The sequence below is a fragment of the Variovorax sp. YR752 genome, assembly GCF_943372545.1.
On record NZ_CALRZC010000014.1, the window covers coordinates 48,380 to 70,632 of the forward strand.

General features: G+C 67.4%; 18 protein-coding genes and 1 pseudogene. 5 read left to right on the forward strand and 14 right to left on the reverse strand.

The features are described from left to right. Positions 1-18: 18 nt before the first annotated feature. Genes AAG801_RS05390 through AAG801_RS05405 form a run of 4 tightly spaced genes read right to left on the reverse strand, consistent with a single transcriptional unit; the run spans position 19 to position 3,788 of the window. Positions 19-1,020 carry a tripartite tricarboxylate transporter substrate binding protein gene (locus tag AAG801_RS05390; RefSeq protein ID WP_341887487.1) on the reverse strand — a complete coding sequence of 334 codons (1,002 nt, stop codon included), beginning with the start codon at positions 1,018-1,020 and terminating at the stop codon, positions 19-21. Between the two features lie 44 nt (positions 1,021-1,064). Further along, complete coding sequence (locus tag AAG801_RS05395) at positions 1,065-1,946, reverse strand: isocitrate lyase/PEP mutase family protein (protein WP_341887488.1); 882 nt, start codon at positions 1,944-1,946, stop codon at positions 1,065-1,067. Between the two features lie 40 nt (positions 1,947-1,986). Further along, positions 1,987-2,502: a 3-isopropylmalate dehydratase gene (locus AAG801_RS05400; RefSeq protein WP_341887489.1), complete on the reverse strand. Its 516-nt coding sequence runs from the start codon at positions 2,500-2,502 to the stop codon at positions 1,987-1,989. Further along, the gene (locus AAG801_RS05405; RefSeq protein WP_341887490.1) at positions 2,499-3,788 is read right to left on the reverse strand and encodes an aconitase family protein; all 1,290 of its coding nucleotides are present in this window, start codon (positions 3,786-3,788) and stop codon (positions 2,499-2,501) included. The genes AAG801_RS05400 and AAG801_RS05405 overlap by 4 nt, the downstream gene beginning before the upstream one ends. Before the next feature lie 124 nt (positions 3,789-3,912). On the opposite strand from AAG801_RS05405, the gene AAG801_RS05410 reads away from it, so the two are divergent. After that, complete coding sequence (locus AAG801_RS05410; protein ID WP_341887491.1) at positions 3,913-4,770, forward strand: IclR family transcriptional regulator; 858 nt, start codon at positions 3,913-3,915, stop codon at positions 4,768-4,770. A gap of 1 nt (position 4,771) precedes the next feature. On the opposite strand, the gene AAG801_RS05415 is transcribed toward AAG801_RS05410, so the two are convergent. After that, entirely contained in the window at positions 4,772-6,043 is a 1,272-nt protein-coding gene (locus AAG801_RS05415; RefSeq protein WP_341887492.1) for a helix-turn-helix domain-containing protein, read from the reverse strand. 143 nt (positions 6,044-6,186) lie between these two features. Here AAG801_RS05415 and AAG801_RS05420 point away from each other — a divergent pair, with 143 nt between their 5' ends. Next, positions 6,187-8,316, forward strand: coding sequence for a PQQ-dependent dehydrogenase, methanol/ethanol family (locus AAG801_RS05420; RefSeq protein ID WP_341887493.1), 2,130 nt, complete (start codon positions 6,187-6,189; stop codon positions 8,314-8,316). Between the two features lie 70 nt (positions 8,317-8,386). Here AAG801_RS05420 and AAG801_RS05425 read toward each other — a convergent pair whose 3' ends face one another. Continuing rightward, positions 8,387-9,370 (reverse strand): LuxR C-terminal-related transcriptional regulator, encoded by a 984-nt coding sequence (locus tag AAG801_RS05425; protein WP_341887494.1) that lies wholly within the window; start codon positions 9,368-9,370, stop codon positions 8,387-8,389. Between the two features lie 181 nt (positions 9,371-9,551). Here AAG801_RS05425 and AAG801_RS05430 point away from each other — a divergent pair, with 181 nt between their 5' ends. Then, complete coding sequence (locus AAG801_RS05430) at positions 9,552-11,681, forward strand: carboxypeptidase regulatory-like domain-containing protein (protein WP_341887495.1); 2,130 nt, start codon at positions 9,552-9,554, stop codon at positions 11,679-11,681. A gap of 84 nt (positions 11,682-11,765) precedes the next feature. Here the strand turns inward: AAG801_RS05430 and AAG801_RS05435 are convergent, their stop codons facing one another. Then, positions 11,766-12,740 carry a tripartite tricarboxylate transporter substrate-binding protein gene (locus tag AAG801_RS05435; protein ID WP_341887496.1) on the reverse strand — a complete coding sequence of 325 codons (975 nt, stop codon included), beginning with the start codon at positions 12,738-12,740 and terminating at the stop codon, positions 11,766-11,768. A gap of 203 nt (positions 12,741-12,943) precedes the next feature. On the opposite strand from AAG801_RS05435, the gene AAG801_RS05440 reads away from it, so the two are divergent. Together AAG801_RS05440 and AAG801_RS05445 are read left to right on the forward strand one after the other, a co-directional pair. Then, complete coding sequence (locus tag AAG801_RS05440; protein ID WP_341887497.1) at positions 12,944-14,128, forward strand: M48 family metalloprotease; 1,185 nt, start codon at positions 12,944-12,946, stop codon at positions 14,126-14,128. Between the two features lie 11 nt (positions 14,129-14,139). Then, positions 14,140-15,138, forward strand: a complete 999-nt coding sequence (locus AAG801_RS05445) for a hypothetical protein (RefSeq protein WP_341887498.1) — start codon at positions 14,140-14,142, stop codon at positions 15,136-15,138. Here AAG801_RS05445 and AAG801_RS05450 read toward each other — a convergent pair. From AAG801_RS05450 to AAG801_RS05480, 7 genes and pseudogenes are all read right to left on the reverse strand, one after another. Further along, on the reverse strand, positions 15,129-16,376 hold the full coding sequence (locus tag AAG801_RS05450) for an AMP-binding protein (protein ID WP_341887499.1): 1,248 nt from the start codon (positions 16,374-16,376) through the stop codon (positions 15,129-15,131). The two genes, AAG801_RS05445 and AAG801_RS05450, sit on opposite strands and share 10 nt — an antisense overlap. A 157-nt stretch (positions 16,377-16,533) precedes the next feature. Next, on the reverse strand, positions 16,534-17,346 hold the full coding sequence (locus AAG801_RS05455) for an ABC transporter ATP-binding protein (RefSeq protein ID WP_101491433.1): 813 nt from the start codon (positions 17,344-17,346) through the stop codon (positions 16,534-16,536). Between the two features lie 99 nt (positions 17,347-17,445). Further along, complete coding sequence (locus AAG801_RS05460; protein WP_101491432.1) at positions 17,446-18,777, reverse strand: ABC transporter substrate-binding protein; 1,332 nt, start codon at positions 18,775-18,777, stop codon at positions 17,446-17,448. Positions 18,778-18,854: 77 nt separating this feature from the next. Continuing rightward, complete coding sequence (locus tag AAG801_RS05465) at positions 18,855-19,919, reverse strand: branched-chain amino acid ABC transporter permease (RefSeq protein WP_099793743.1); 1,065 nt, start codon at positions 19,917-19,919, stop codon at positions 18,855-18,857. 5 nt (positions 19,920-19,924) lie between these two features. Beyond that, positions 19,925-20,854 (reverse strand): branched-chain amino acid ABC transporter permease, encoded by a 930-nt coding sequence (locus AAG801_RS05470; protein WP_192194009.1) that lies wholly within the window; start codon positions 20,852-20,854, stop codon positions 19,925-19,927. A 15-nt stretch (positions 20,855-20,869) separates the two neighbouring features. Then, the gene (locus AAG801_RS05475; RefSeq protein WP_099793739.1) at positions 20,870-21,655 is read right to left on the reverse strand and encodes an ABC transporter ATP-binding protein; all 786 of its coding nucleotides are present in this window, start codon (positions 21,653-21,655) and stop codon (positions 20,870-20,872) included. Beyond that, positions 21,652-22,253: pseudogene (locus AAG801_RS05480) on the reverse strand (long-chain fatty acid--CoA ligase); the annotation flags it as partial. The gene AAG801_RS05475 and the pseudogene AAG801_RS05480, both read right to left, overlap by 4 nt.

Below are 22,253 nucleotides of genomic sequence, written 5' to 3' on the forward strand. Positions count from 1 at the left end.
CGTGGGTCGGGCCCGGTCTCAATCGAGTTGCAGGCCCGCTTCCTTTGCCGCCTTGGGCAGGATGGCCAGTTCGCGCTTGAGCACCTCGGCAAAGGCTTCGGGCGTGTTGCCGGTTGCCGGCGCCACGCCGCCCAGGTCGTTGAGCCGCTTGCGGAACGCCGGCTCGGCGGTGATCTTGGCGATCTTCTCGCCGAGCAGCTTGACCACCGGCGCGGGCGTCTTGGCGGGCGCCACCACGCCGAACCAGACATCGAAATCCACGCCGCCGGGCACGCCCTGTTCGGTCAGGGTCGGCACGTCGGGCCACAGTTCGGAGCGGCCGTTGCGCAACTGCCCGATGGCCTTGAGCTTGCCTGACTGGATGAAGCTGCGCACGTCGCCGGTGCCCAGCAGGCCCCAGGTCACTTCGTTGGCCATCAGGGCCTGCACCAGCGGCGCGCCGCCCTTGTAGGGCACGTGCGTGAAGTTGCCGTTGGCGTTGGCATTGAACGCTTCCGACGCCAGGTGCGAGAGCCCGCCCGCGCCGGCCGATCCGTAGGGAAGGCCGCCCTTGCCGGCCTTCTTGCCGGCGGCCAGCAACTCCTGCACGTTCTTGTACGGCGATTTTTCGGGCACCACCAGCAGCAGCGGCGCCAGCGACACGCGCGCCACGGGCACGAAGTCTGAGGCCTGGAAGCCGGCCTTCTTGTAGATGACGGGGTTGATCGACAGCATGCCCGTGAGCGTGACCGCCAGCGTGTAGCCGTCGGGGGCGCTCTGCGCCACATTGATCATGGCGATGTTGCCGCCGGCACCGGGACGGTTCTCGACCAGGACGGTCTGGCCCAGTTCTTCCTGCAGGCGCGGGCTCAGCATGCGCGCGGCCACGTCGGTGGCGCCGCCCGGCGGGTAGGGAACGACCAGGCGGATCGGCTTGCTCGGATAGGCGTTGCCGCCGCCTTGCGCCATGGCGACCATGCCCAGGCCCAAGGCCAGGGATCCCGCCGCGATGACACGGCCGATGAAAGTGAGAGTGCGCACGTGTGCTCCTGATTTTTCTTGAAGGGTGAACGAAGGGGTCGGGTTCAGCGGGCGTTGCCGGTTTCGTAGCGGGCCTGCCGCTCTTCGAGCGCGTGCCAGCCGATGAGGTCCTTGAAGTCCGTCATCGACGTCTGCGCGAAGGGCAGGTCGGCGAAATCGCCCGAGCGGCGGCGTGCCAGCTCGCGCAGGTTGGCCTGCACCGTGTGCACGGTGGTCAGCAGGCCCGCGATCGGATAGCTGGCGAAGGCCGCCACGCTTTCGATCTGTTCGCGGGTCAGCGCGGTCATCCAGGTGCCGGCCATCAGCATCAGCGACAGCCGGCGGCCGCAGGCTTCGCGCAACTGCACCAGTTGCTCGTAGCTGTTGAAGGTGCGCGAGATGGGCTGAATGAGGTCGGCGCCCGCTTCGGCGTAGCGGGCGGCGCGCTCCAGCGCCTCGCCGGGGTCCTGCGCATCGGTGCGCGCAACGATCAGCAGGTCGGGGTCGGTGCGCGCATCGAGCGCGGCCTTGATGCGCGCCAGCGCGTCGTTCATCGACACCAGCGTGGACGTCGGTGCGGCGGCCGGGCAACGCTTGGGACTGACCTGGTCTTCCAGCTGCAGCGCCGCGGCACCGGCTTTTTCGAACTCGCGCACGGCCCGGCCCACGTTGAGCACGCTGCCGTAGCCCGTGTCCGCGTCCACGAAGATCGGCTTGCGCACGACATTGGCCATGCGGTTCACGGTGGCGACGTTTTCGCTGAGCGTGTACAGCTCCATGTCGGGCTGGCCCAGCAGCGCGGCCGAGATGCCGAAGCCCGTGCTGAAGATGCCGTCGAACTCCGACTGGTCGACCAGCAGGGCCGACAGCGCGTCCTGCGCGCCGCCGAACCAGAGGGTCGGGCCGTGGGTGATGCGCTGGCGCAGCGCCTGGCGGGATGAGGTCATCGTGTGTCTCCAGAAAAAAAGTGCGGGCCGTTCAGCCCGCTCACCGCGTGGGAGCCATGCGGCGCTTCAGGTAAGGAATGAGTCCGCCCGCGTCCAGCATGCCGCGCTCGGAATCCGAGAAGGGCTGCAGTGCCAGGGTCTGGCCCGAGCGCAGGTTCTTCACTTCGTTCGTGCGCCAGTCGACCGCGAGCTCGTCGCCGCGCTGCGTGGCCGCGCGGATGCCTGGGCAGCTGACAAGCGGAAAGCCCATGCTCGTCTCGCCGCGGAAAAATCCGGGCGAGAACGACTCGGCGATCACCGCGGTGATGCCCAGGTGCCGCATGGCGCGCATGGCCGGGTAGTGCGGGTGGCCGTAGCCGAAGTTGTGGCCGCCGACCAGCAGGTCACCCGGCTGCACGCCGGCCGCGAAGCCCGGCGTGTAGTCGGCCATGGCCAGCGCGGCCAGCTCCTTCACGTCGGTGATCTTGATGTTGCGCACACCGACGATGAGGTCGATGTCGTAGTCGTCTTCCTCGAAGACCCAGGCTGCGCGGCCGTGCAGGTTCACGAGGCTCATGCAGGCGCTCCTGCAGCGGCTTTGGCGGCTTTGGCAGCTTCCGCCAGGTAGGGGCGCGGGTCGGCGATGCGGCCTTCGAGCGCGGATGCCGCAACCACGGCCGCGTTGCAGATGTAGATCTCCGAGTCCACGCTGCCCATGCGCCCCGGCGTGTTCAGCGTGCCGGTGGACACGGCGCGCTGGCCGTCGCTCATGGTGGCGATGCGCCCGAAGCAGTAGTCGCAGCTGGGCGAACTGATGAAGGCCCCTGCTTCGACCAGCACCTCGATCAGTCCTTCGCGCGCGGCGGCCGCCATGATCGCCTTCGATGTCGGCACCACGTGCAGCTGGAACCCCGGCTGGATGTGGCGACCGCGCAGCACGTCGGCCGCAATGCGCAGGTCCTCGAGCCGGCCGCTGGCGCACGAGCCCAGGTAGCCGGTGTGCACCTCCACGCCGGTGAAGTCCTTCAGGTCGCGCGTGTTGGCGGGGCTCGGCGGAATCACGACGATGGGTTCGAGCGCGGAGACATCGATCGTCAGCACCTGGTCGTACGCGGCATCGGCATCGGGGTACACCGGGTCCAGCGCGATCTTCGAGCGTCCTTGCACGTAGGCCAGCGTCTTGGCGTCGGGCGCGATGAGCATCGTGGTCGCGCCCAGGAACATCGCCTGGCCGCAAAGGGTCTGGCGCCCTTCGATGCTCATGGCGTCGATCACGGGTCCGCACAGCTCCACCACCTTGAAGCGGCACGAGGCCGGACCCATCACGCGGACCATGTGGTGGAACACGTCGCGCGCCATCACGCCGGGCTGCAGCGTGCCCGTCAGCTCGACCTTCACGGTCGCCGGCACGGTCATCGTGAGCGTCTCGGTCACGAAGGATTCGAGCACGCCCTTGCGCGCACCGAAGGCGAAAGTGCCGAAGGCGCCCAGCTGGCTCACATGGCCGTCGAAGTGCACGGCGAAAGCGCCCGGGGTGGCGTAGCCCAGTTCGGCCGCAACCTGGTGGCCGATGCCCTCGCGCTCGTGCACCGGCACGCCTTGCTCCTTGCCCCAGGCGCGGGTGACCTTGTGCAGCTCTTCTTCCTTCGGCGCGGTGGCCGGGACCATGTGGTCGATGAACAGCACGAAGCGCTCGGGGCTCGACACCTTCTCGATCCCGAAGTCTTCGCGCGTCTCCTTGAAGAACACGTCGGTGTAGCCGGGAAAGTCGTAGGCGATCACGAAGTCGGGTCGCGCCGTGATCTCTTCGCCCGGCACCACGCGCGGCCTTCCGGCGGCGCGGGCCAGGATCTTTTCGGTCATCGTCTGGGGCATCTTGTTCGGCTTTCGACTTCCACGATGTGGCAGTGCAGGGTGTTCAATGAATGCAATTACATTCGAGGGAATCCCTTCCCCATTGGGGAGCAACCCGAATTACTGCCGCATCGTGGAAACTAAACGCCGAACCGCCGCCGCAAAGACCGCCTCACCCCCGCCACCGGTCGCCGACGGCGCGCGCTCGGGCACGCAGAGCATCGAGCGCGTGGTGGGCATGCTGCGCGTGGTGGCCTCGCGCGGGCGGCGCGGCATGCGCATTGCCGATGTCGTGAGCCTCAGCGGCCTGCCGATGTCGACCTGCTTTCGCATGCTGCAGCGGCTGGAGGTCGAAGGCCTGCTGGTGCGCGACCTGCTCACCCGCAAGTACCACCTGGGCCCGCTGCTGCATGAGCTGGGCATGCTGGCCGAGCCGCGCTACCAGTTGAGCGAACTGTGCGAGCCCGCGCTGCGCACCATCGCCGAGCTGACGCACGACACGGTCTATCTGAGCGAGCGGCGCGGCCCCGAATCGATCTGCACCAGCCGCGCATTGGGTGCCTACCCGATCAAGGCGCTGACGCTGGACGTGGGCATTCGCCGGCCCATGGGCGTGGGCGCCGGCGGCCTCGCGATCCTGAGCGCACTGCCCGAGGCCGAAGCCGAGCTGATCGTGGCGGCCAACGAAGCGCGCTATGCCAAGTTCGGCGCCGCCTTCGAACCGGGCTTTCTGCGCGAGGCCATCGCGCAGACGCGCGCGCAGGGCTACTCGTTCCTGGACAGCGCGGCCACGCCGGGCGCCGCGGCCATCGGCGTTGCCTTTCCGCCCGACAACCCGATCGCAGCGGTGAGCGTGGCGGCCATTTCCAGCCGCATGGGGCCGGCGCGGCGCGCCGAGGTGGCGAAGATCATCCAGCAGCAGGTGCGTGCGATCTGCGTGCTGCTCGCCTCTGAATCTGTGGCGGCGCCTTCGGGGCGCGAAGGCGATTGAGCTAAGTCGCTGAAGCGGCGTCCGCTTCGTCGCTCCCATGCCCCCAACTGCGCAGCCGCCGATACAGCGTGCCGCGCGACACGTTGAGCTGCCGCGCCGCCTGCGACACATTGCCGCCGTGCGCAGCGAGCGTGTCTTCGATCAGCTTGCGGCTGTGCTCGCGCAGGGTTTCGGTGGGCGCTGTCGGCTCGATGTCGCTGACGGGGGCAAGCGCCACCGGCTGCTCCGCATGCACCTCGAGCACCGCAGGCGCATCGACCTGCGCGCTCGCCATGCCCGGCATCGCCACCGCATGCCGGAAGTCCGCACCGTCCGCGCCCTTGAGCTGCGCCTGCATCCACACGCCGAGCCCGCTCGCCAGCCGCAGCGGCTGCGCGGCCTCGCGCCGGCCCAGCCGCAGCAGGCTCGCGAGGTCGTGGCCCAGCAGGCACTCCACGTCGCGGTCGTCGGGCGCCTCGGGCAGCCGCCCCAGCAGCCGCGCGCCGGCGTTGTTGAGCCACGCGATGGTGCCGTCGGGCGCGATGCCTGCCAGCGCCTCGAGCGGCGTGCCGAGCAGCGTGGGGCTGGCCTGGAAGCGCAGGATCAGGTGGTCGCGCGACTGCGCCTGCAGCAGCCGGTTTTCGATGATGGTGGCGTGCAGCGCCACCATCGAGGCCGCGTCGAAGCCGAAGCGCCGCGCCTCCACCGTGAGGTCGAGCACGCCCGCGAGCCGGCCGCTCACGTCGCGGATCGGCGCCGCGGCGCATTGCATGTGGCACAGCACGTCGTAGTAGTGCTCGGCGCCGTCGACGGTGCAGGCCTGCCCGGTGCTGGCCACGATGCCCGGCGCCGTGGTGCCCACGACGCGCTCGGAGATGTTCACGCCCAGGCGCGCGGTCTGGCGCAGCACGGGCTGGTGCGTGCCGGCGGGCTGGCTCGTGACGTGCACCACCACGCCGTCGCGGTCGGTGAGGATCACGCGGCAGTCGGTGCCCGCGAGCATGTGCTCCATCTGCACGAGCTCGTGCCGCGCCACGTCGAGCAGCTCGCGGTTGCGCGCGAGCGTGGTGTGCAGCCGGCTGGGCGTGACGGCGTCGAAGGCCACCACGCGCTGCCGGTCGGCGTGGGTGCGGCTGCAGCGCATCCACGACTGGATGACCGCCTCGCCGACCAGCCCCGAGGGGCGCACGCCTTCTTCGAAAAACTGCTGCCGCGCCAGCGCCACGCGCTGCGCCGGCGTGCTGGCAAAGAGTTGGCGCGGCGCATCCGCCGTGCCGAGCCTGTCGAGCGCCATGGGTTCGCCACCTCTTCCGGGTTCAGGGACCCTTTCGAATGTGTTCCGCAATGGAACAAGGCTTGATTGGGGAAATCCCGGGGGTGAAGGCCGATGCCGTGCGAACGATCCTTGGGGCAGAACGACGAAGGAGACAGACCACGATGAAGACGACAACAAAGCCTCTTTCCGGGCGGCGCCTGCTTGCGGGCGCCTTGCTGTGCCTGGGCCTTGCGGCCCCGGCGCTGGCCCAGACGGCAGCCTCCCCGCAGGACCGCGCCGGTGCGGCCGCCAAACGCGTCGACAGCAACTTCGTGCGCGCCAACGCGGCGAAGAAAACGCCCGACTGGCCCAGCTACGGGCTCGACTACGCGGAGTCGCGCTTCAGCAAGCTCGACCAGGTCAACACGGGCAACGTGAAGCAGCTCGGGCTGGTCTGGTCGTACAACCTCGAATCGACGCGCGGCGTGGAAGCCACGCCGCTGGTGGTCGACGGCATCATGTACGTCACGGCCTCGTGGAGCATCGTGCATGCGATCGACACGCGCACCGGGCAGAAGATCTGGACCTTCGATCCGCAGGTCGACCGCACGAAGGGCTTCAGGGGCTGCTGCGACGTGGTCAACCGCGGCGTGGCGCTGTACGAAGGCCGCGTCTACGTGGCCGCCTACGACGGCCGCCTGATCGCGCTCGACGCTGCCACCGGCCAGAAGGTGTGGGAGAAGAACACCATCGACGGCCAGAAGGGCAGCTACACCATCACCGGCGCGCCGCGCGTGTTCAAGGGCAAGGTCATCATCGGCAACGGCGGCGCCGAGTACGGCGTGCGCGGCTACGTCACGGCCTACGACGCGAAGACCGGCGACCAGAAATGGCGCTGGTTCGTGGTGCCCGGCGACCCGAGCAAGCCCTTCGAAGACGAGTCGATGGCGCGCGCCGCCAAGACCTGGGACCCGAGCGGCAAGTACTGGGAAGCCGGCGGCGGCGGCACCGCGTGGGACAGCTTTGCCTACGACCCCGAGCTCAACCTGATGTACGTGGGCACCGGCAACGGCTCGCCCTGGGCGCACAAGAAGCGCAGCCCCAAGGGCGGCGACAACCTCTACCTGAGCTCGGTGGTGGCGCTGAACCCCGACACCGGCAAGTACGTGTGGCACTACCAGGAGACCCCCGGCGACAACTGGGACTACACCTCCACGCAGTCGATGATCCTGGCCGACGTCAAGCTGGACGGCAAGACGCGCAAGGTGCTCATGCACGCGCCGAAGAACGGCTTCTTCTTCGTCATCGACCGCACCAACGGCAAGTTCATCTCGGCGAAGAATTTCGTCGAGGTCAACTGGGCCACGGGCTACGACAAGAACGGCCGGCCCATCGAGGTCCCCGCCGCGCGGCAGAACGAGAAGCCGGGCGACAGCATTCCGGGCCCGTTCGGTGCGCACAACTGGCACCCGATGTCGTTCAACCCGCAGACCGGCCTGGCCTACCTGCCCGCCCAGCACGTGCCGATCAACCTGATGGACGACAAGGACTGGAAGTTCGACCAGAACGCGCCCGGTCGCCCGCACGCCGCGCTGGGCTGGAACACCGCGATGTTCGCCAACGCCGAGCCGCCCAAGAGCAAGCCCTTCGGCCGCCTCGTGGCCTGGGACCCGGTCACGCAGAAGGAAGCCTGGGGCGTCGACTACGCCTCGCCATGGAACGGCGGCACGCTGACCACCGCCGGCACCCTGGTGTTCCAGGGCACGGCCGACGGCCGGCTCGTGGCCTACCACGCCAAGACCGGCGAGAAGCTCTGGGAAACGCCCACCGGCACCGGCGTGGTGGCGGCGCCCGCGACCTACATGGTGGACGGCAAGCAGTACGTGTCGGTGGCCGTGGGCTGGGGCGGCGTGTACGGCCTGGCGCAGCGCGCCACCGAGCGGCAGGGACCGGGCACGGTCTACACCTTCGCGGTCGGCGGCACGGCCAAGATGCCCGCGTTCGTCGAGTACCGCATGGCCAAGCTGGTGCAGGGCGTGAAGTACGACCCCGCCAAGGTCCAGGCCGGCACCATGCTGTACGTGAGCAACTGCGTGTTCTGCCACGGCGTGCCGGGCGTGGACCGCGGCGGCAACATCCCGAACCTGGGCTACCTGGATCCGGCCTACATCGAGAACCTCGACAAGTTCGTGCTCAAGGGCCCGGCCATGTCGCGCGGTATGCCCGACTTCACGGGCAAGCTCTCGGGCGACGACATCGAGAGCATCAAGGCCTTCATCCAGGGCACGGCGGACGCGATCCGGCCGAAGTAGGGCGCACCGCGCAAGCAAAAAGAAAAGGCGCCGTCGGCGCCTTTTCTTTTGGGGGCAGTGGGGCGGTCGGTCAGCCCGCCAGCCGCAGCTCGTGGATCAGACCCGCCACGTTGCCCACCTGCAGCTTGTCGTAGATCGACTGGATGTGGTTGCGCACCGTGGCCGGCGAGCGGTTCAGGATGGCCGCGATGTCCTTGTGCGTGTCGCCGCGCGCCAGCAACTCGGCCACCGTGTGCTCGCGCGGCGTGAGGCTGTCGGCGCGGCAGCGCGGGCGGCAGCGCAGGAACAGCAGGTGCTGCTCCACGCGGTGCGTGACCACGATCTCGCGGCCGTTGAAGCGCGCCTGGCCCTGCAGGAAGTGCTGCAGCAGCGCATCGGGCAGCGTGCGGCCGTGCCAGGACGGCCACTCGGCCTTCAGCGTGGCCTCGAACAGGCGGTCGGCGTGGTACAGCACGCCGCGCAGGTCGCCGATGGCCGAGCCGCTGGGCGACGCGCCGCCGGCTTCGAGGCGGTCCAGGTGCATCACGCGGTTCATCGCCAGCGCCTGCATCACGTGCGGCGAGAGGCTGGCGAGCAACTGCCGCTCTTCCTCCGTGCCGTGGGCGTCGGGGTTCGCGCGGAACAGGCTGAGCCAGTGGACGAAGCTCGTCTGCGGGTTCGAATCCGAGGTGATGAAGAAGTTGGCCTGCTCGAAGCGCCGGCCGTAGTCGCGCAGCTCGGCCTGGTCGTCGCGGCAGAACCACGCCTGCGCATTGAAGGCGAGCGTGGCGTTCGACCGCTTCGCCACCTCGCCGGCGGCCGTGTCCATGTGCTTGACCTGCTCGTAGGCCGTGACCATCTCGAGCGGCTGGTTGTGCAGGTGGATCGTGTGGATGTCGATGCCGTGGTCGGTGCGGGTGGCGGTACCCCACATCGACGAATCGAAGGGCAGCACGGGCTTGATGAGGTCGAGCGCCGCGTCCTGGAAGGCATCGATGGGCAGCTCGTGCGAGAGGCGGTACAGCCGCAACAGGAGCTCGCTGAAATCGCGCGGAGCACGGGCCGGGGAAGTCATGCGCGGAGTCTTCCAGCCCGGCTGCCACGTGCCCATCCCATGTTTCGGGGAAGCGCGCGGGGCTCGGACGGGTGGTTTCAAGAATGGTGCATTTGCATCATTTGATTTCCAAAAGCGAAAGCTATTGTTTGCAGCGCCCTCGGTTGCTGCCCAGGCCCTTTCCCTTTTCGAGAGACCCACGATGCCTCATCCCACCTCCAGAATTCCCCACGCCCTGTCCCTTGCCACCCTGTTGATCCTCGGCGCCTGCGGCGGCGGAGGGGGGGGCGGAGGCGGCGGTGGCTTTGCATTCCCCGTCGGCACGGGCACCGGCAACGGCGGCACCCCGCCCGCCGCCGAGTCGCCCGGCACGCTGAGCGGCACCGTCGCCACCGGCGCGGCCTTTGCCGGCGCCGCACTCACCGTGTTCGACCAGACCGGCGCCAAGGTCTGCGAAGTGACCGTGCCGGCCGAAGGCACCTACAGCTGCGTGCTGCCCGCCGGCACCAAGGCACCGCTGGTGATCCAGGCCGTGCGCGACGACCTCACGCTCTACAGCACCACCGCCAGCACCGCCACCGGCACCACCAACGTGACGCCGCTGACCACCGTCGTGGTGGCGCAGCTGTCGCCCAACGGCGACCCGTCGAAGCTGGCCGCCGCCGTGCAGGCCGATGCCGGCGCCGTCACGCCGGGCGCCATCAGCGACCAGGTGGCGAAACTCGTGGCGGCGCTGAAGCCGCTGCTGGACGCGCTCAACCTCAGCATCGACCCGATGAGCGGCGAGTTCCAGGCCAACGGCACGGGACAAGACCGCGTGCTCGACACGCTGAACGTCTCGGTGCGCCCCGACGGCACGGCCGCCAACATCGAGATCACCGTCAAGGCGCAGCCCGCGAGCGAAGAGAGCGCGCCGGTGTCCATCGTCTTCCGCACCGGCGAGAGCAGCATCGCGCCGCTGCCCGCGGTCGATGTCGCGGCCCTCGTGCAGCCGCCCACGCCGGCGATGGTGAAAGACCTGCTCGACCGCCTCAACGCCTGCTATGCGCTGCCGCTGAACGAGCGCGTGGACAGCACCATCGGTTCCGACGGCAACGCCTTCGGCGAGGCCGTCAACGTGGTCGCGCCGGCCTGCCGCACGCTGTTCGTGGGCGACGACCCAGCCAGCTTCGTGACGGCCGGCCTGCACATCGGGCGCGCCTCGAGCGGCCCGCGCCGGCCCTTCGAAAGTCTGTTCCGCTTCGGCCCCACGAACCTGAAGCACGACCGCGGCAACTTCGAATACTTCTACCAAAACGGCGACATCGCGCTCACCTACCGCTGGACCGACAGCGTGGGCAACACCGACAACGACGTGTTCAATGCCAAGGTCGTGAATGGCGCGCTCAAGCTCACCGGCAACAGCAACGCCTACCGTGCCGCCGTGCGCCCGCAGCAGGAGCTGAAGGACTTCCTCAAGCACGCGAGCCTGAAGTACCACGCCACGGGCTACAACCTGTCGGTGGACAACGTGCTCGACGGCAACGGCGACTCGATCTTCACGAAGGTGGTGGCCACCTCGTCCGCGCTGCCGGGCCGTGAACTGGTCCTCGTGCCCCGGCCCGGGCTGACCACCCTGGTGCTCACCACCGACGGCACCGTCAACGGCGCGGTGAACTCCGGGGTGTGGCGCATGGCCGCGCGCTATGTGGACCCGGCACAAGGCGGCAATCCGAGCAGTGTCGAGACCGGCAATCTCTTTGCAGCGCCGCAGTTCGACGACGCGCAGCTGGGCGCCATTCCCGATCAGTCGGTCTGGAAGCTCGAGTTCTTCCTGGCGGCCGGCGGGACGAACCCGGTGCAGTACGCCCGCACCTTCTCGCGCGCGCCGACCATCGCCGAGGCCGTGCAACTGCCGACTGTGGAAATGACGCCGGCCCTGCGCGCCGAGCTGATGCCGGAAATCGACGGCGTCCCGCGCGGCATCGTGTTCGGCGCGCCGGTGCCGTCCGACCCCGGCGCCAACAACATCGACTTCAGCGCCGACGGCAACCTCGACGGCTGGTCGGTGCCCAGCGGCGCCTACGCCCCGACCACCTTCCTGGTGGCCGGCCGTGGCCCGAACAACAACCGCTTCACCGACTCGATCACCGTGCGCACCTCGGCGCGCAAGGCCGTCATCTACTGCCAGCCCGTGAACTCGCAGAGCGACAACCACTGCGTGAGCGTGGGCAACAACGCCTGGCAGTACGCGCAGGGCTCGTCGGTCAGCAGCTTCATCTTCTCGGCACGCACCGCGCGCCAGGTCGATGTGCGCAAGAGCTTCGAGGCGTGGACCGTCTCGATGCCCTGATTCTTTTTCCTGCTGTCACACCGGATGAAAAAAGCCGCCGGCCCTTTCGGGCCGGCGGCTTTCTTCTTGAAGCGACCGAAAGGATCAGTCGGCGTACACGCCGGCGGCCTTGATGATCGGGCCCCACTTGGCGATTTCAGCCGCAACGAACTTCTTGTGCTCGGCCGGCTCGACGCGCTTGTCGGTGGTGATCACGGCGCCCAGGCCTTCTTCACGCTTGATGAACGCCGGGTCCTTCATGGCCGCGCGGATGGCTTCGTTGATCTTCTTCAGCACCGGTGCGGGCGTGCCCTTGGGAGCGTACACGCCGTGCCAGATCGACACTTCAAAGCCCTTCAGGCCCGACTCGTCGAGCGTGGGCAGGTCTTTCAGCGCGGGCGTGGTCAGGCGCTTGCTGGTGGTCACGGCGTAGGCCTTGACCTTCTTGGCCTCGATCTGCGACGTGGTGTTGGTGGTCTGGTCGCACAGCAGGTCGATCTGGCCGCCCAGCAGGTCGGCGATGGCCGGTGCGGTGCCCTTGTACGGCACGGGCGTCATTTCGATCTTCAGCGCGCTCTGGAACAGCAGGCCGCACAGGTGCGACGCAGCGCCCAGGCCGGCGTTGCCCAGGTTGATCTTGCCCTTGTTGGCAGCGATCCAGGTCGTCAGTTCCTTGTAGTTGTTGGCGGGCAGGCCGGGCTTGCCGATCAGCGTCATGGGCACTTCATTGACCATGCCGAGGTATTCGAAGTCGTTCTCGACGTTGAACGGCAGCTTGCGGTACAGCGCCGGCATCGTCGACATGCCGATGTGGTTCAGCAGCAGCGTGTAGCCATCGGGGTTGGCGCGCGCCACCTTGGCGGTGCCGATCGAGCTGCCGGCGCCGGCGGTGTTGTCCACGATGATCGTGGTGCCCAGCGTCTTCTGCAGCGATTCGGCCAGGTCGCGGGCCACGCGGTCGGTCGGGCCGCCGGCCGAGAAGGGCACCACCAGCGTCACGGGCTTGCCTGCGGGGAAATCCTGGGCGTGTGCGCCGACGGCGGCCGCGGCAATCGCCGCAAGGGCAAACAGTTTCTTCATGATGTCTCCGACGGAATTTTGAATGGAAAGGGTCGCGATCTTATCGGCTGACCGGGGCCTGACCCATACCGAATAGCCCTTAGGAATGTCACCGTTTTCGCCCCATGCTGGGGCATGATCACGCCCGTCCCGCGCACCCGCGCCGGGGTGACCACAACCACAAACAGGCCAGCCCGACGGGCGGCATCGAGGAGAAGAAACCAATGGATCCCTGGGTCTATCCGCGCGAGCGCTGGCTCGGCAAACTCACGCTCGTTCTGGGCCTGCTGGCCTGGGCGCTGATCGTCGTCGGCACGCTGGGCATTGCGCTGCTGTACGTGCTGCTGGGCTTCATCGGCTACGTGTTCGCACAGTCGGCGGTCATCGCCTGGATCAAGGGCACCGGCGTGAAGCTGTCGCCCCAGCAGCTGCCCGAGCTGCACGCGCGCTTTGTCGACTGCTGCACCCGCCTGGGCATCGCGCAGCCGCCCGAGGCCTACCTGCTGCACGGCGACGGCATGTTCAACGCCTTTGCCACGCGCTTTTTCGGCCGCAACTTCGTGGTGCTGCTGTCCGATGTGGTCGACGCCATGGAGGCGCAGCCCGACGGCATCCACTTCTACATGGGCCACGAGTTGGGCCACATCCGCCGCGGCCACCTCACGGGCCACATCTGGCGCGCACCCGTGCTCTGGCTGCCGCTGCTGGGCGCGGCCTACGCGCGCGCCAAGGAATACACCTGCGACCTGCACGGCGCCGCCTGCTGCCGCGAGGTCGACTCCGCACCGCGCGCGCTGGTGGCGCTGGCCGCCGGTGCGCAGCAGTGGCGCAACGTGAACCTGCAGCGCTACGCCGCCCAGTCGGCCGGCAACCGCGGCTTCTGGGGCTCGTTCCATGAACTCATCGGCGGCTACCCCTGGCTCACCAAGCGCGTGGCCCGCGCCATCGATCCGGGCGCCAAGCTGCCCGAGCGCAATCCGGTGGCCTACCTGCTCGCGCTCTTCGTGCCGTATGCCGGCCGGGCCGGCGGCGGCGCGGCGGGGGTGCTGATCGTGGTGGCGGTCATCGGCGTCATGGCGGCTGCAGCCATCCCCGCCTACCAGGAGTACCAGACCCGCGCCGTCGTCGCGCAGGCCTGGTCCGAGGGTGCACCGGTGCGCGACGCGCTCACGCGCCACTACGAAGAAAAGGCCGAGATCCCCGACACCCTGGCCGCCGTCGGCCTGCCGGGCAACCTGCTCAACGGCGCGACGCTCACGCTCGACCCGGACAGCATGGTGGTGGAGGTGACCACGTCCAAGGGCACGCTGCGCATGGAGCCGTCGTCGACCGACGCGGGCATCGCGTGGCACTGCAGCGCGGGGGACGGGTTGAAGGACAAGGCGTTGCCGGCGAGCTGCAAGAAGTAAATGGTCTCACGATGACGTCCACCGCCGCTTCACCCCTCGCGAACGCGTGGCGCCTGCCGCGCGACTTCGTGCTCATCACCCTGGCCCTTGAAGTGGCCTTGGCGCTGTTTGAGTTCACCGGCAGCTCGGAGAGCGAGCAGATGCGCGAGTCCTTTGCGCACGCGCAGGTGTGGATTCCTTGGATGACCGACTTCGCGATGACCTGGTTGCTGGTGACGGCGTTGGCCTGGAGCCATGCCCGTCAGGCGCTGGAGGTGCGTGGCGCCGCGAACGTGGCGCGACTGCCCAGCCCGCGGGTGCGCTATGCCGGGGCCTATCTCGTCATGCTGGCTTTGTTCCATCTCGCGCTGGGACCGCTTCTCTACGAACTGGAGCCGATGCTCCTGTCAGGTGGCTGGCTTCAGCGTGTCTTCGGCAGCTTCGCGGTGGCCGCATCCGCGATCGTGTACCAGGCGGCGAAGCTGGCCGTGTTGGTGTTGAGCGTTTGGTTCGCGGCCTGGGTGGCGCTGCGCGCACCGGCCACGGCTGGGTCCGGCGACGGCGACGCGACAGTCGAGGTGCAGGCAGGTGAATCGCCACGCCGTGCGGTGGCGATGCTGGTCGCCGCCGTGTTCGTGTCGCTGCAGGTACGGTGGGCAATGCGCGCCAGCAACGGGTCCATCGGGGCAGCACCCACGGAGTCACTCGCGTTCCTGCTGCTTTGGGTTGCCCCGCCGCTGGTGGTTTTCGCATTGGCGTTCTGGGGCGGATGGCTCGGCACTGCGCCCGGCTTGGTGCGTGTCCGGCCCTTCAGGGCCTTGGCCGCGTCGGTACTGGCCTCCGTGTTGGTGCCCGCTAGCTGCACCGTCATCGCTGTCGCGTGGCTGCTGGTGATGCGCCCGTCGGCGCGCGGCATGTCCGGCCTCGGCAGCCTGATCGCTCTGGCGGGCGTGCTCGTGGTGCTCTACCTCGTGCTGACCGTGCTGCTCACGCGCTTCATCACGCGCCGCCTGTACCGCCCCTACTTGTAGCTGCGCGCGTCCTCGATCACCTTGCCGTCGTTCGGCAAGGTGCCCGGCGCCACCAGTTCGATGGTGCCGCGCAGCTTGGTCACTTCGCGCACCGCATCGGCAACGCGCGCGTCGAGCCCGGCCGGGGCGCCGGCGCATTCGAGCTTGAAGGTCATCTGGTCGTCGCCCATCTCGCCCGACACCACGAGCCGCGCACGCACGATCTCGGGAAAGCGTCGCACGACCTCGGCGACCTGCGACGGGTGCACGAACATGCCGCGCACCTTGGTGGTCTGGTCGGCGCGGCCGAGCCAGCCCTTGATGCGCTTGTTGGTGCGGCCCGTGGGGCAGGTGCCCGCGAGCACGGCCGAGAGGTCGCCGGTGCCGAAGCGCACCAGCGGGTAGTCGGGGTTGAAGGTGGTGACGACGATCTCGCCCACCTCGCCGTCGGGCACCGGGTCGCCGGTGCCGGGACGCACGATCTCGACCAGCACGCCTTCGTCGATCACCAGGCCCTGGCGCGCGCTGGTTTCGTAGGCGATGAGGCCCAGGTCGGCGGTGGCGTAGCACTGGATGCCCTGCACGCCGTGCGCGGCAATCCAGTCGTGCAGGCTCGGCGGAAAGGCCTCGCCAGAGACGAGCGCCTTGGTGAACCACGGCAGCTTCTGGCCTTTTTCTTCGGCCTTCTCGAGCAGGATTTTCAAAAAGCTCGGCGTGCCCGCATAGCCATCGGGCTTGAGATCGACGATGGCTTCGAGCTGCTGCTCGGTCTGGCCCGTGCCGCCCGCGAAGATGGTGCAGCCCATGGCATGCGCGCCGCTTTCCATGATCGAGCCGGCCGGCGTCATGTGGTAGCTGAAGCTGTTGTGGATCAGCTCGCCGCCGCGAAAGCCCGCCGCATGCAGCGCCCGCGCGGTGCGCCAGTAATCGCGCGCCTCTCCCTCGGGTTCGTAGATGGTGCCGGGGCTCGCGAAGATGCGCGGCATGCGCGGTCCGCGCACGATCGACGCAAAGCCGCCGAAGGGGTCGTCAGCGCGGCGTGCCTTCTGCAGCTCAAGCAGTTCCGATTTGCGCGTGACGGGCAGCTTCGTGAGTGCTCCACGCGAGGTGACGTCGCCGGGTTTCACGCCGTCGAGGATCTTCGTGAACGCGGGGGAGGCGGTCTGGGCCTGGGCGATCTGCTTGGGCAGCGCGGCCAGCAGGTCACGTTCGCGTTCGGCCGGGTCGCGGATTTCCAGTGTGTCGTAGTGGTCGGTCATGTCCGTACCCTTCATCTTTCTGTTCGGTCTTGCTCCCTCTCCCCTTGGGGAGAGGGCTGGGGTGAGGGTCGGCGGCGATGGCGGAGGCGGTGTCTGTGCAAAGACCGATGCCCTCACCCTGACCCTCTCCCGCACGCGGGAGAGGGGACAAAGCCTCTCAAGCCAGCCACCTCTTGCGCCGCTTGTAGCTCTTCACATCGCGGAAGCTCTTGCGGTCCGCGCCGCCCACGCCGAGGTAGAACTCCTTCACGTCCTCGTTCTCGCGCAGGCTCTTCGCCTCGCCGTCCATCACGATGCGGCCGTTCTCCAGGATGTAGCCGTAGTCGGCGTAGCGCAGCGCCATATTGGTGTTCTGCTCGGCCAGGAGGAAGGTCACCTTCTCCTTGGTGTTCAGGTCTTTCACGATCTCGAACACCTCTTCCACGATCTGCGGCGCCAGGCCCATCGAGGGCTCGTCGAGCAGCACCATGGTCGGGTTGGCCATCAGCGCGCGGCCGATGGCGCACATCTGCTGCTCGCCGCCCGAGGTGTAGGCCGCCTGCGAGGTGCGGCGCGTCTTCAGGCGCGGGAAGTACGCGTAGACCTTCTCCAGCGTCTCCAGCACCGCGGCCTTGCCGTCGGTGCGCGTGTAGGCGCCGGTCATCAGGTTTTCTTCGATGGTCAGGTGGGCGAAGCAGTGACGGCCTTCCATCACCTGGATCAGCCCGCGCTTGACCAGCTCGGCCGGCGACAGCGCCTCGATGCGCTCGCCGCGCAGCTCGATGGTGCCCTTGGTCACGGCGCCGCGTTCGCCTGCGAGCAGGTTGCTCACGGCGCGCAAGGTGGTCGTCTTGCCGGCGCCGTTGCCGCCGAGCAGCGCGACGATGCCGCTTTCGGGCACGGTCAGCGACACGCCCTTGAGCACGAGGATCACGTGGTTATAAATAACCTCGATGCCGTTGACGTTGAGAAGGATCTTGGGTTCGCTCATGGTGTGGTCCGAAGCATTCGCAAGAACGGCACATCGCCGTCCTTGCGAATGGCGGCTCTTGCGAGCCGCCACGGCACTTTCTTTTTTTGAGTCAGTGCATCAGGACTGGCAGTCCGCGGCTTCGCGGCGCGTCAGCTTCTTCTCGCCCGCGTACTTGTCGGCAGCAGCCTTCACCATCGGTTTGATGATCTGGCTGTCGGCTTCGTACCAATCAGACATGCCGCCCCACTTCGCGCCGTCCCAGGTATGGACGCGCGCCCAGGTCGAGCCCATGTGGTCCTGGCACGAGGTGCTCACCGGACGCATCACGCCCGAGAAGCCCAGTGCGTCGAGCTTCTTCTGGTCGAGTGCGAGGTTCTCCATGCCCCAGCGCACCTGCTCGCCGGTCATGACCTTGCCCTTGCCGAAGCGCTCTTGCGCGCGCTTGACGGCCTCGATGGTCAGCATCTGGATGATCACGCCGCGCGTGTAGAGCACCGAGCCCACTTCGTCCTTCGGACCCGTGCCCTGGCCCTTGTCGTGCACTTGCTTCAGGATGTCCTGGATCACCTTCGGCTGCGTGCCCGAGGTGTTCAGCGCCAGCGCGTTGTAGCCCTTGGCGTTGGCACCGACGTCCTTCACGTCGGGTTCGGCGCCGGCCCACCACACGCCGTACATCTTCTCGCGCGGGTAGCCCGTGGCCACGGCTTCCTTCAGGGCGGTGGAGTTCATCACGCCCCAGCCCCACAGCAGCACGAAATCAGGACGCGACTGGCGCACCTGCAGCCAGGCCGACTTCTGTTCCACGCCGGGCGCGGTCACGGGAATGAGCGACAGCTCGAAGCCGTTCTGCTTGGCGCGCTCCTGCAGCAGCGGAATCGGTTCCTTGCCGAACGGCGAGTCGTGGTACACGAGGGCGATCTTCTTGCCCTTGAGCTTGTCCATGCCGCCTTCTTTTTTCCCGATGTGCTGGATCAGGATGTCGGCCGCGGTCCAGTAGGAGCCCATGAGCGGGAAGTTCCACTTGAACACGCCACCGTCTTGCGAGGCCGAGAGGCCGTAGCCCAGCGTGATGAGCGGGATCTTGTCGGTGGGCACCTTGTCGGTCAGCGCGAAGGTGATGCCGGTGGCCTGCGGGTCGAACAACGCAACGCCCGGGCGGCCCTTCAGGCGCTCATAGCATTCCACGCCCTTGTCGGTCGCGTAGCCGGTTTCGCATTCTTCGTAGGCGATCTTCACGCCATTCATGCCGCCGGTGGCGTTGACGTACTTGATGTAGTCCTGCTTGCCGTTGGCCCAAGGCGTGCCGTTGGGCGCGTAGGGGCCGGTGCGGTAGACCAGCAGCGGGAAGAACTGTTCCTTGGCCTGCGCCTGGACCAGCGACGGCGCCAGCGCCGTGCCCAGGGTGGTGACCACCAGGGCGGCGGTCAGAGCGAGCGATTTCAGTGTCATGCCTGTCTCCTTTTGTGGGCACCTCGGTGCCGGTTTTTACGTGCGAACGAACGGGAACTCTTGCAATGCGTTGTCTGTCAGTGCGGGAAGGGCCACAGCCGCAGTTTTTCCTTGGCCGTGGACCACAGCCGCGCCAGGCCGTGCGGCTCGACGATCAGGAAGAACACGATCAGCGCGCCGAAGATCATGGTCTCCAGGTGCGAGGCCAGCGCGGTCGAGATCGAGAAGCCCAGCCACCCCGGCAGCTGGTTCAGAAAGAGCGGCAGCAGCACGATGAAGGCGGCGCCGAAGAAGCTGCCCATGATCGAGCCGAGCCCGCCGATGATCACCATGAACAGCAGCTGGAACGAGCGGTCGATGCTGAACGCCGCCGGCTCCCACGCACCCAGGTGAATGAAGCCCCACAACGCGCCGGCCACGCCGACGATGAAGCTGCTCACTGCAAAGGCCGTGAGCTTGGCGTACACCGGGCGGATGCCGATCACCGCGGCGGCCACGTCCATGTCGCGCATCGCCATCCACTCGCGGCCGATGGCGCTGCGCACCAGGTTCTTGGCCAGCAGTGCGAACACCACCACGAAGATCAGGCAGAACAAATACTTCTGCACCGGCGATTCGATCGGCACGCCGAACACGTTCAAACCCGCCACGCTCACCGAGCCCGACGACGAGTTGTTGGTGAACCACTGGATGCGCAGGAACGCCCAGTCGGTGAAGAACTGCGCAGCCAGCGTGGCCACCGCGAGGTACAGGCCCTTGATACGCAGGCTCGGAATGCCGAACAGCACGCCGATCACCGTGGCGCACAGCCCGCCCAGCAGCAGCGAAGCAATGAGCGGCATGCCGTCGATGCGCACCTGGAAGTTGTAGGCCGCGTACGCGCCCACCGCCATGAAGGCGCCGGTGCCCAGCGAGATCTGGCCGCAGTAGCCGACCAGGATGTTCAGGCCGAGCGCCGCGAGTGACAGGATCAGAAAGGGCGTGAGGATGGCGCGCATCCAGTAGTCGGACACGCCCATCGGCACCACGACGAACGCCACGAGCAGCAGCACGAGGATCGCGATGCGGTCCTGCGCGATCGGGAAGATCTGTTGGTCGGCGCGGTAGCTCGACTTGAACTGGCCGTTTTCTCTGTAGAACATGTCAGTCAGACCCGATCGATGATTTTTTCGCCGAACAGGCCTTGCGGGCGAACCAGCAAGAAGACCAGTGCCAGCACATAAGCAAACCAGATCTCGATGCCGCCACCAAGCATGGGGCCGAGATAGATTTCAGACAGCTTCTCGCCGACGCCGATCAACAGGCCGCCGATGATGGCGCCGGGGATCGAGGTCAGCCCGCCGAGGATCACCACCGGCAGCGCCTTCAGGGCCACCAGCGAGAGCGAGAACTGCACGCCGAGCTTGGAGCCCCAGATGATCCCGGCCACCAGGGCCGAGAAGCCGGCCACCGACCACACGATCACCCAGATGCGCGACAGCGGAATGCCGATCGATTGCGCAGCCTGGTGGTCGTCGGCCACCGCGCGCAGCGCGCGGCCCGTGGCGGTCTTCTGGAAGAAGATGGCCAGCACCACCACGAGGGCGGCCGACACTGCCGCGGCTGCCAGGTCTTCCTGGCTCAGCAGCAGGCCGCCGGGGAAGGTGCCTTCAAGCACCATCAGCGGTTCCTTGGGCATGCCGACATCGATCTTGTAGATGTCGTTGCCGAAGATCGTCTGGCCCACGCCGTCAAGAAAGTACGCGATGCCCAGCGTGGCCATCAGCAGCGTGATGCCTTCCTGGTTCACCAGCTTGCTCAGCGCGAGCCGTTCGATGAGCCAGGCGACGACGATCATCACGGCCATGGCCGCGATGAAGGCCAGGATGTTCGCCAGCAGCAGGCTCTGGAAGCCGAACCACAGCGGGAACCACTCGGCAAAACGCGCCATGGCCAGCGCTGCGAACAGCACCATCGCGCCCTGTGCGAAGTTGAAGACGCCCGAGGCCTTGTAGATCAGCACGAAGCCGATCGCGATGAGCGAATACAGCATGCCGACCATGAGGCCGCCGAAGAGGGTTTCGAGGAAAAAGCCCATCGTGTTCTTTCGTGATCAGTGCTCGACGCCAAGGTAGGCGCGGATCACGTCTTCGTTGTTGCGCACTTCGTCCGGTGTGCCGTCACCGATCTTCTTGCCGTAGTCCAGCACCACCACGCGGTCGGAGATGTCCATCACCACGCCCATGTCGTGCTCGATGAGCACGATGGTCGCGCCGAACTCGTCGTTCACGTCGAGGATGAAGCGGCTCATGTCCTGCTTCTCTTCGACGTTCATGCCGGCCATGGGCTCGTCGAGCAAGAGCACCTGCGGCTCCATCGCCAGCGCGCGGCCGAGGTCGACACGCTTTTGCAAACCGTAGGGCAGGCGGCCCACCGGCGTCTTGCGGTGCGCCTGGATTTCCAGGAAATCGATGATGTGTTCGACGAACTCGCGGTGCTGCAGCTCTTCGCGTTCGGCCGGGCCCCAGCGCAGCGCCTGGGCGAGCAGGCCGCTCTTCATCTTGAGGTTGCGGCCCGTCATGATGTTGTCGAGCACGCTCATGCCCTTGAACAGCGCCAGGTTCTGGAAGGTGCGCGCCACGCCCATCTCGGCCACCTGGCGCGAGTTCATGTGCTTGAAGGTCTGGCCACGGAAGGTGATGGAGCCCTGCTGCGGCCAGTACACGCCGTTGATGCAGTTCAGCATCGAGCTCTTGCCCGCACCGTTGGGGCCGATGATGGCCCGCACTTCATGCTCGCGCACGTTGAAGCTGATGTCGGTCAGCGCTTTCACGCCGCCGAAGCTCAAGCTGATGTTCTGGACGTCGAGGATGACCTCGCCGATTTTCCGATTGCTCATGCGGCCGCCTTCACGATGGGGAAGGTCTTGGCTTCGGTGATCTTCAGCGTGGCGCTGACAACCCCCGTGCGTCCGTCCTCGAACTTGACCTGGGTCTCGATGTACTGCTCGGTCTTGCCGCCGTAGAGCGCATCGACCAGCACGGCGTATTTTTCGGCGATGAAGCCGCGGCGCACCTTGCGCGTGCGGGTCAGCTCGTCGTCGTCGGGGTCGAGCTCCTTGTGCAGCACGAGGAAGCGCGCGATCTGCGTCTCGCCCATGCCGTCTTCGGCCGCGAGGTCGGCGTTGACCTTGCCAATGCACTCGGCAATCAGTGCCAGCACTTCGGGCTTGCCGGCCAGGTCGACATAGCCGCCGTAGGCCAGGCCGCGGCGCTCGGCCCAGTTGCCGACCGCTTCGAAGTCGATGTTGATGGCGGCGCACACTTCGTCGCGGGCGTTGCCGAAGCACACGGCTTCCTTGATCTGCGGGAAGAACTTGAGCTTGTTCTCGATGTAGTTGGGCGCAAAGATCGCGCCGCGCACGAGCTTGCCCACGTCTTTCGCGCGGTCGATGATGCGCAGGTGGCCTTCGCTGTCGAGCACGCCGGCGTCGCCGG

What these genes read in the sequence shown, in the direction of transcription:
- AAG801_RS05455 (WP_101491433.1), bottom strand. Translation starts at nt 17,346, where the DNA reads ATGAGCGAACCCAAGATCCTTCTCAACGTCAACGGCATCGAGGTTATT.
- AAG801_RS05415 (WP_341887492.1), bottom strand. Translation starts at nt 6,043, where the DNA reads ATGGCGCTCGACAGGCTCGGCACGGCGGATGCGCCGCGCCAACTCTTT.
- AAG801_RS05445 (WP_341887498.1), top strand. Translation starts at nt 14,140, where the DNA reads ATGACGTCCACCGCCGCTTCACCCCTCGCGAACGCGTGGCGCCTGCCG.
- AAG801_RS05440 (WP_341887497.1), top strand. Translation starts at nt 12,944, where the DNA reads ATGGATCCCTGGGTCTATCCGCGCGAGCGCTGGCTCGGCAAACTCACG.
- AAG801_RS05460 (WP_101491432.1), bottom strand. Translation starts at nt 18,777, where the DNA reads ATGACACTGAAATCGCTCGCTCTGACCGCCGCCCTGGTGGTCACCACC.
- AAG801_RS05470 (WP_192194009.1), bottom strand. Translation starts at nt 20,854, where the DNA reads ATGGGCTTTTTCCTCGAAACCCTCTTCGGCGGCCTCATGGTCGGCATG.
- AAG801_RS05435 (WP_341887496.1), bottom strand. Translation starts at nt 12,740, where the DNA reads ATGAAGAAACTGTTTGCCCTTGCGGCGATTGCCGCGGCCGCCGTCGGC.
- AAG801_RS05430 (WP_341887495.1), top strand. Translation starts at nt 9,552, where the DNA reads ATGCCTCATCCCACCTCCAGAATTCCCCACGCCCTGTCCCTTGCCACC.
- AAG801_RS05400 (WP_341887489.1), bottom strand. Translation starts at nt 2,502, where the DNA reads ATGAGCCTCGTGAACCTGCACGGCCGCGCAGCCTGGGTCTTCGAGGAA.
- AAG801_RS05475 (WP_099793739.1), bottom strand. Translation starts at nt 21,655, where the DNA reads ATGAGCAATCGGAAAATCGGCGAGGTCATCCTCGACGTCCAGAACATC.
- AAG801_RS05395 (WP_341887488.1), bottom strand. Translation starts at nt 1,946, where the DNA reads ATGACCTCATCCCGCCAGGCGCTGCGCCAGCGCATCACCCACGGCCCG.
- AAG801_RS05465 (WP_099793743.1), bottom strand. Translation starts at nt 19,919, where the DNA reads ATGTTCTACAGAGAAAACGGCCAGTTCAAGTCGAGCTACCGCGCCGAC.
- AAG801_RS05450 (WP_341887499.1), bottom strand. Translation starts at nt 16,376, where the DNA reads ATGACCGACCACTACGACACACTGGAAATCCGCGACCCGGCCGAACGC.
- AAG801_RS05405 (WP_341887490.1), bottom strand. Translation starts at nt 3,788, where the DNA reads ATGACCGAAAAGATCCTGGCCCGCGCCGCCGGAAGGCCGCGCGTGGTG.
- AAG801_RS05425 (WP_341887494.1), bottom strand. Translation starts at nt 9,370, where the DNA reads ATGACTTCCCCGGCCCGTGCTCCGCGCGATTTCAGCGAGCTCCTGTTG.
- AAG801_RS05420 (WP_341887493.1), top strand. Translation starts at nt 6,187, where the DNA reads ATGAAGACGACAACAAAGCCTCTTTCCGGGCGGCGCCTGCTTGCGGGC.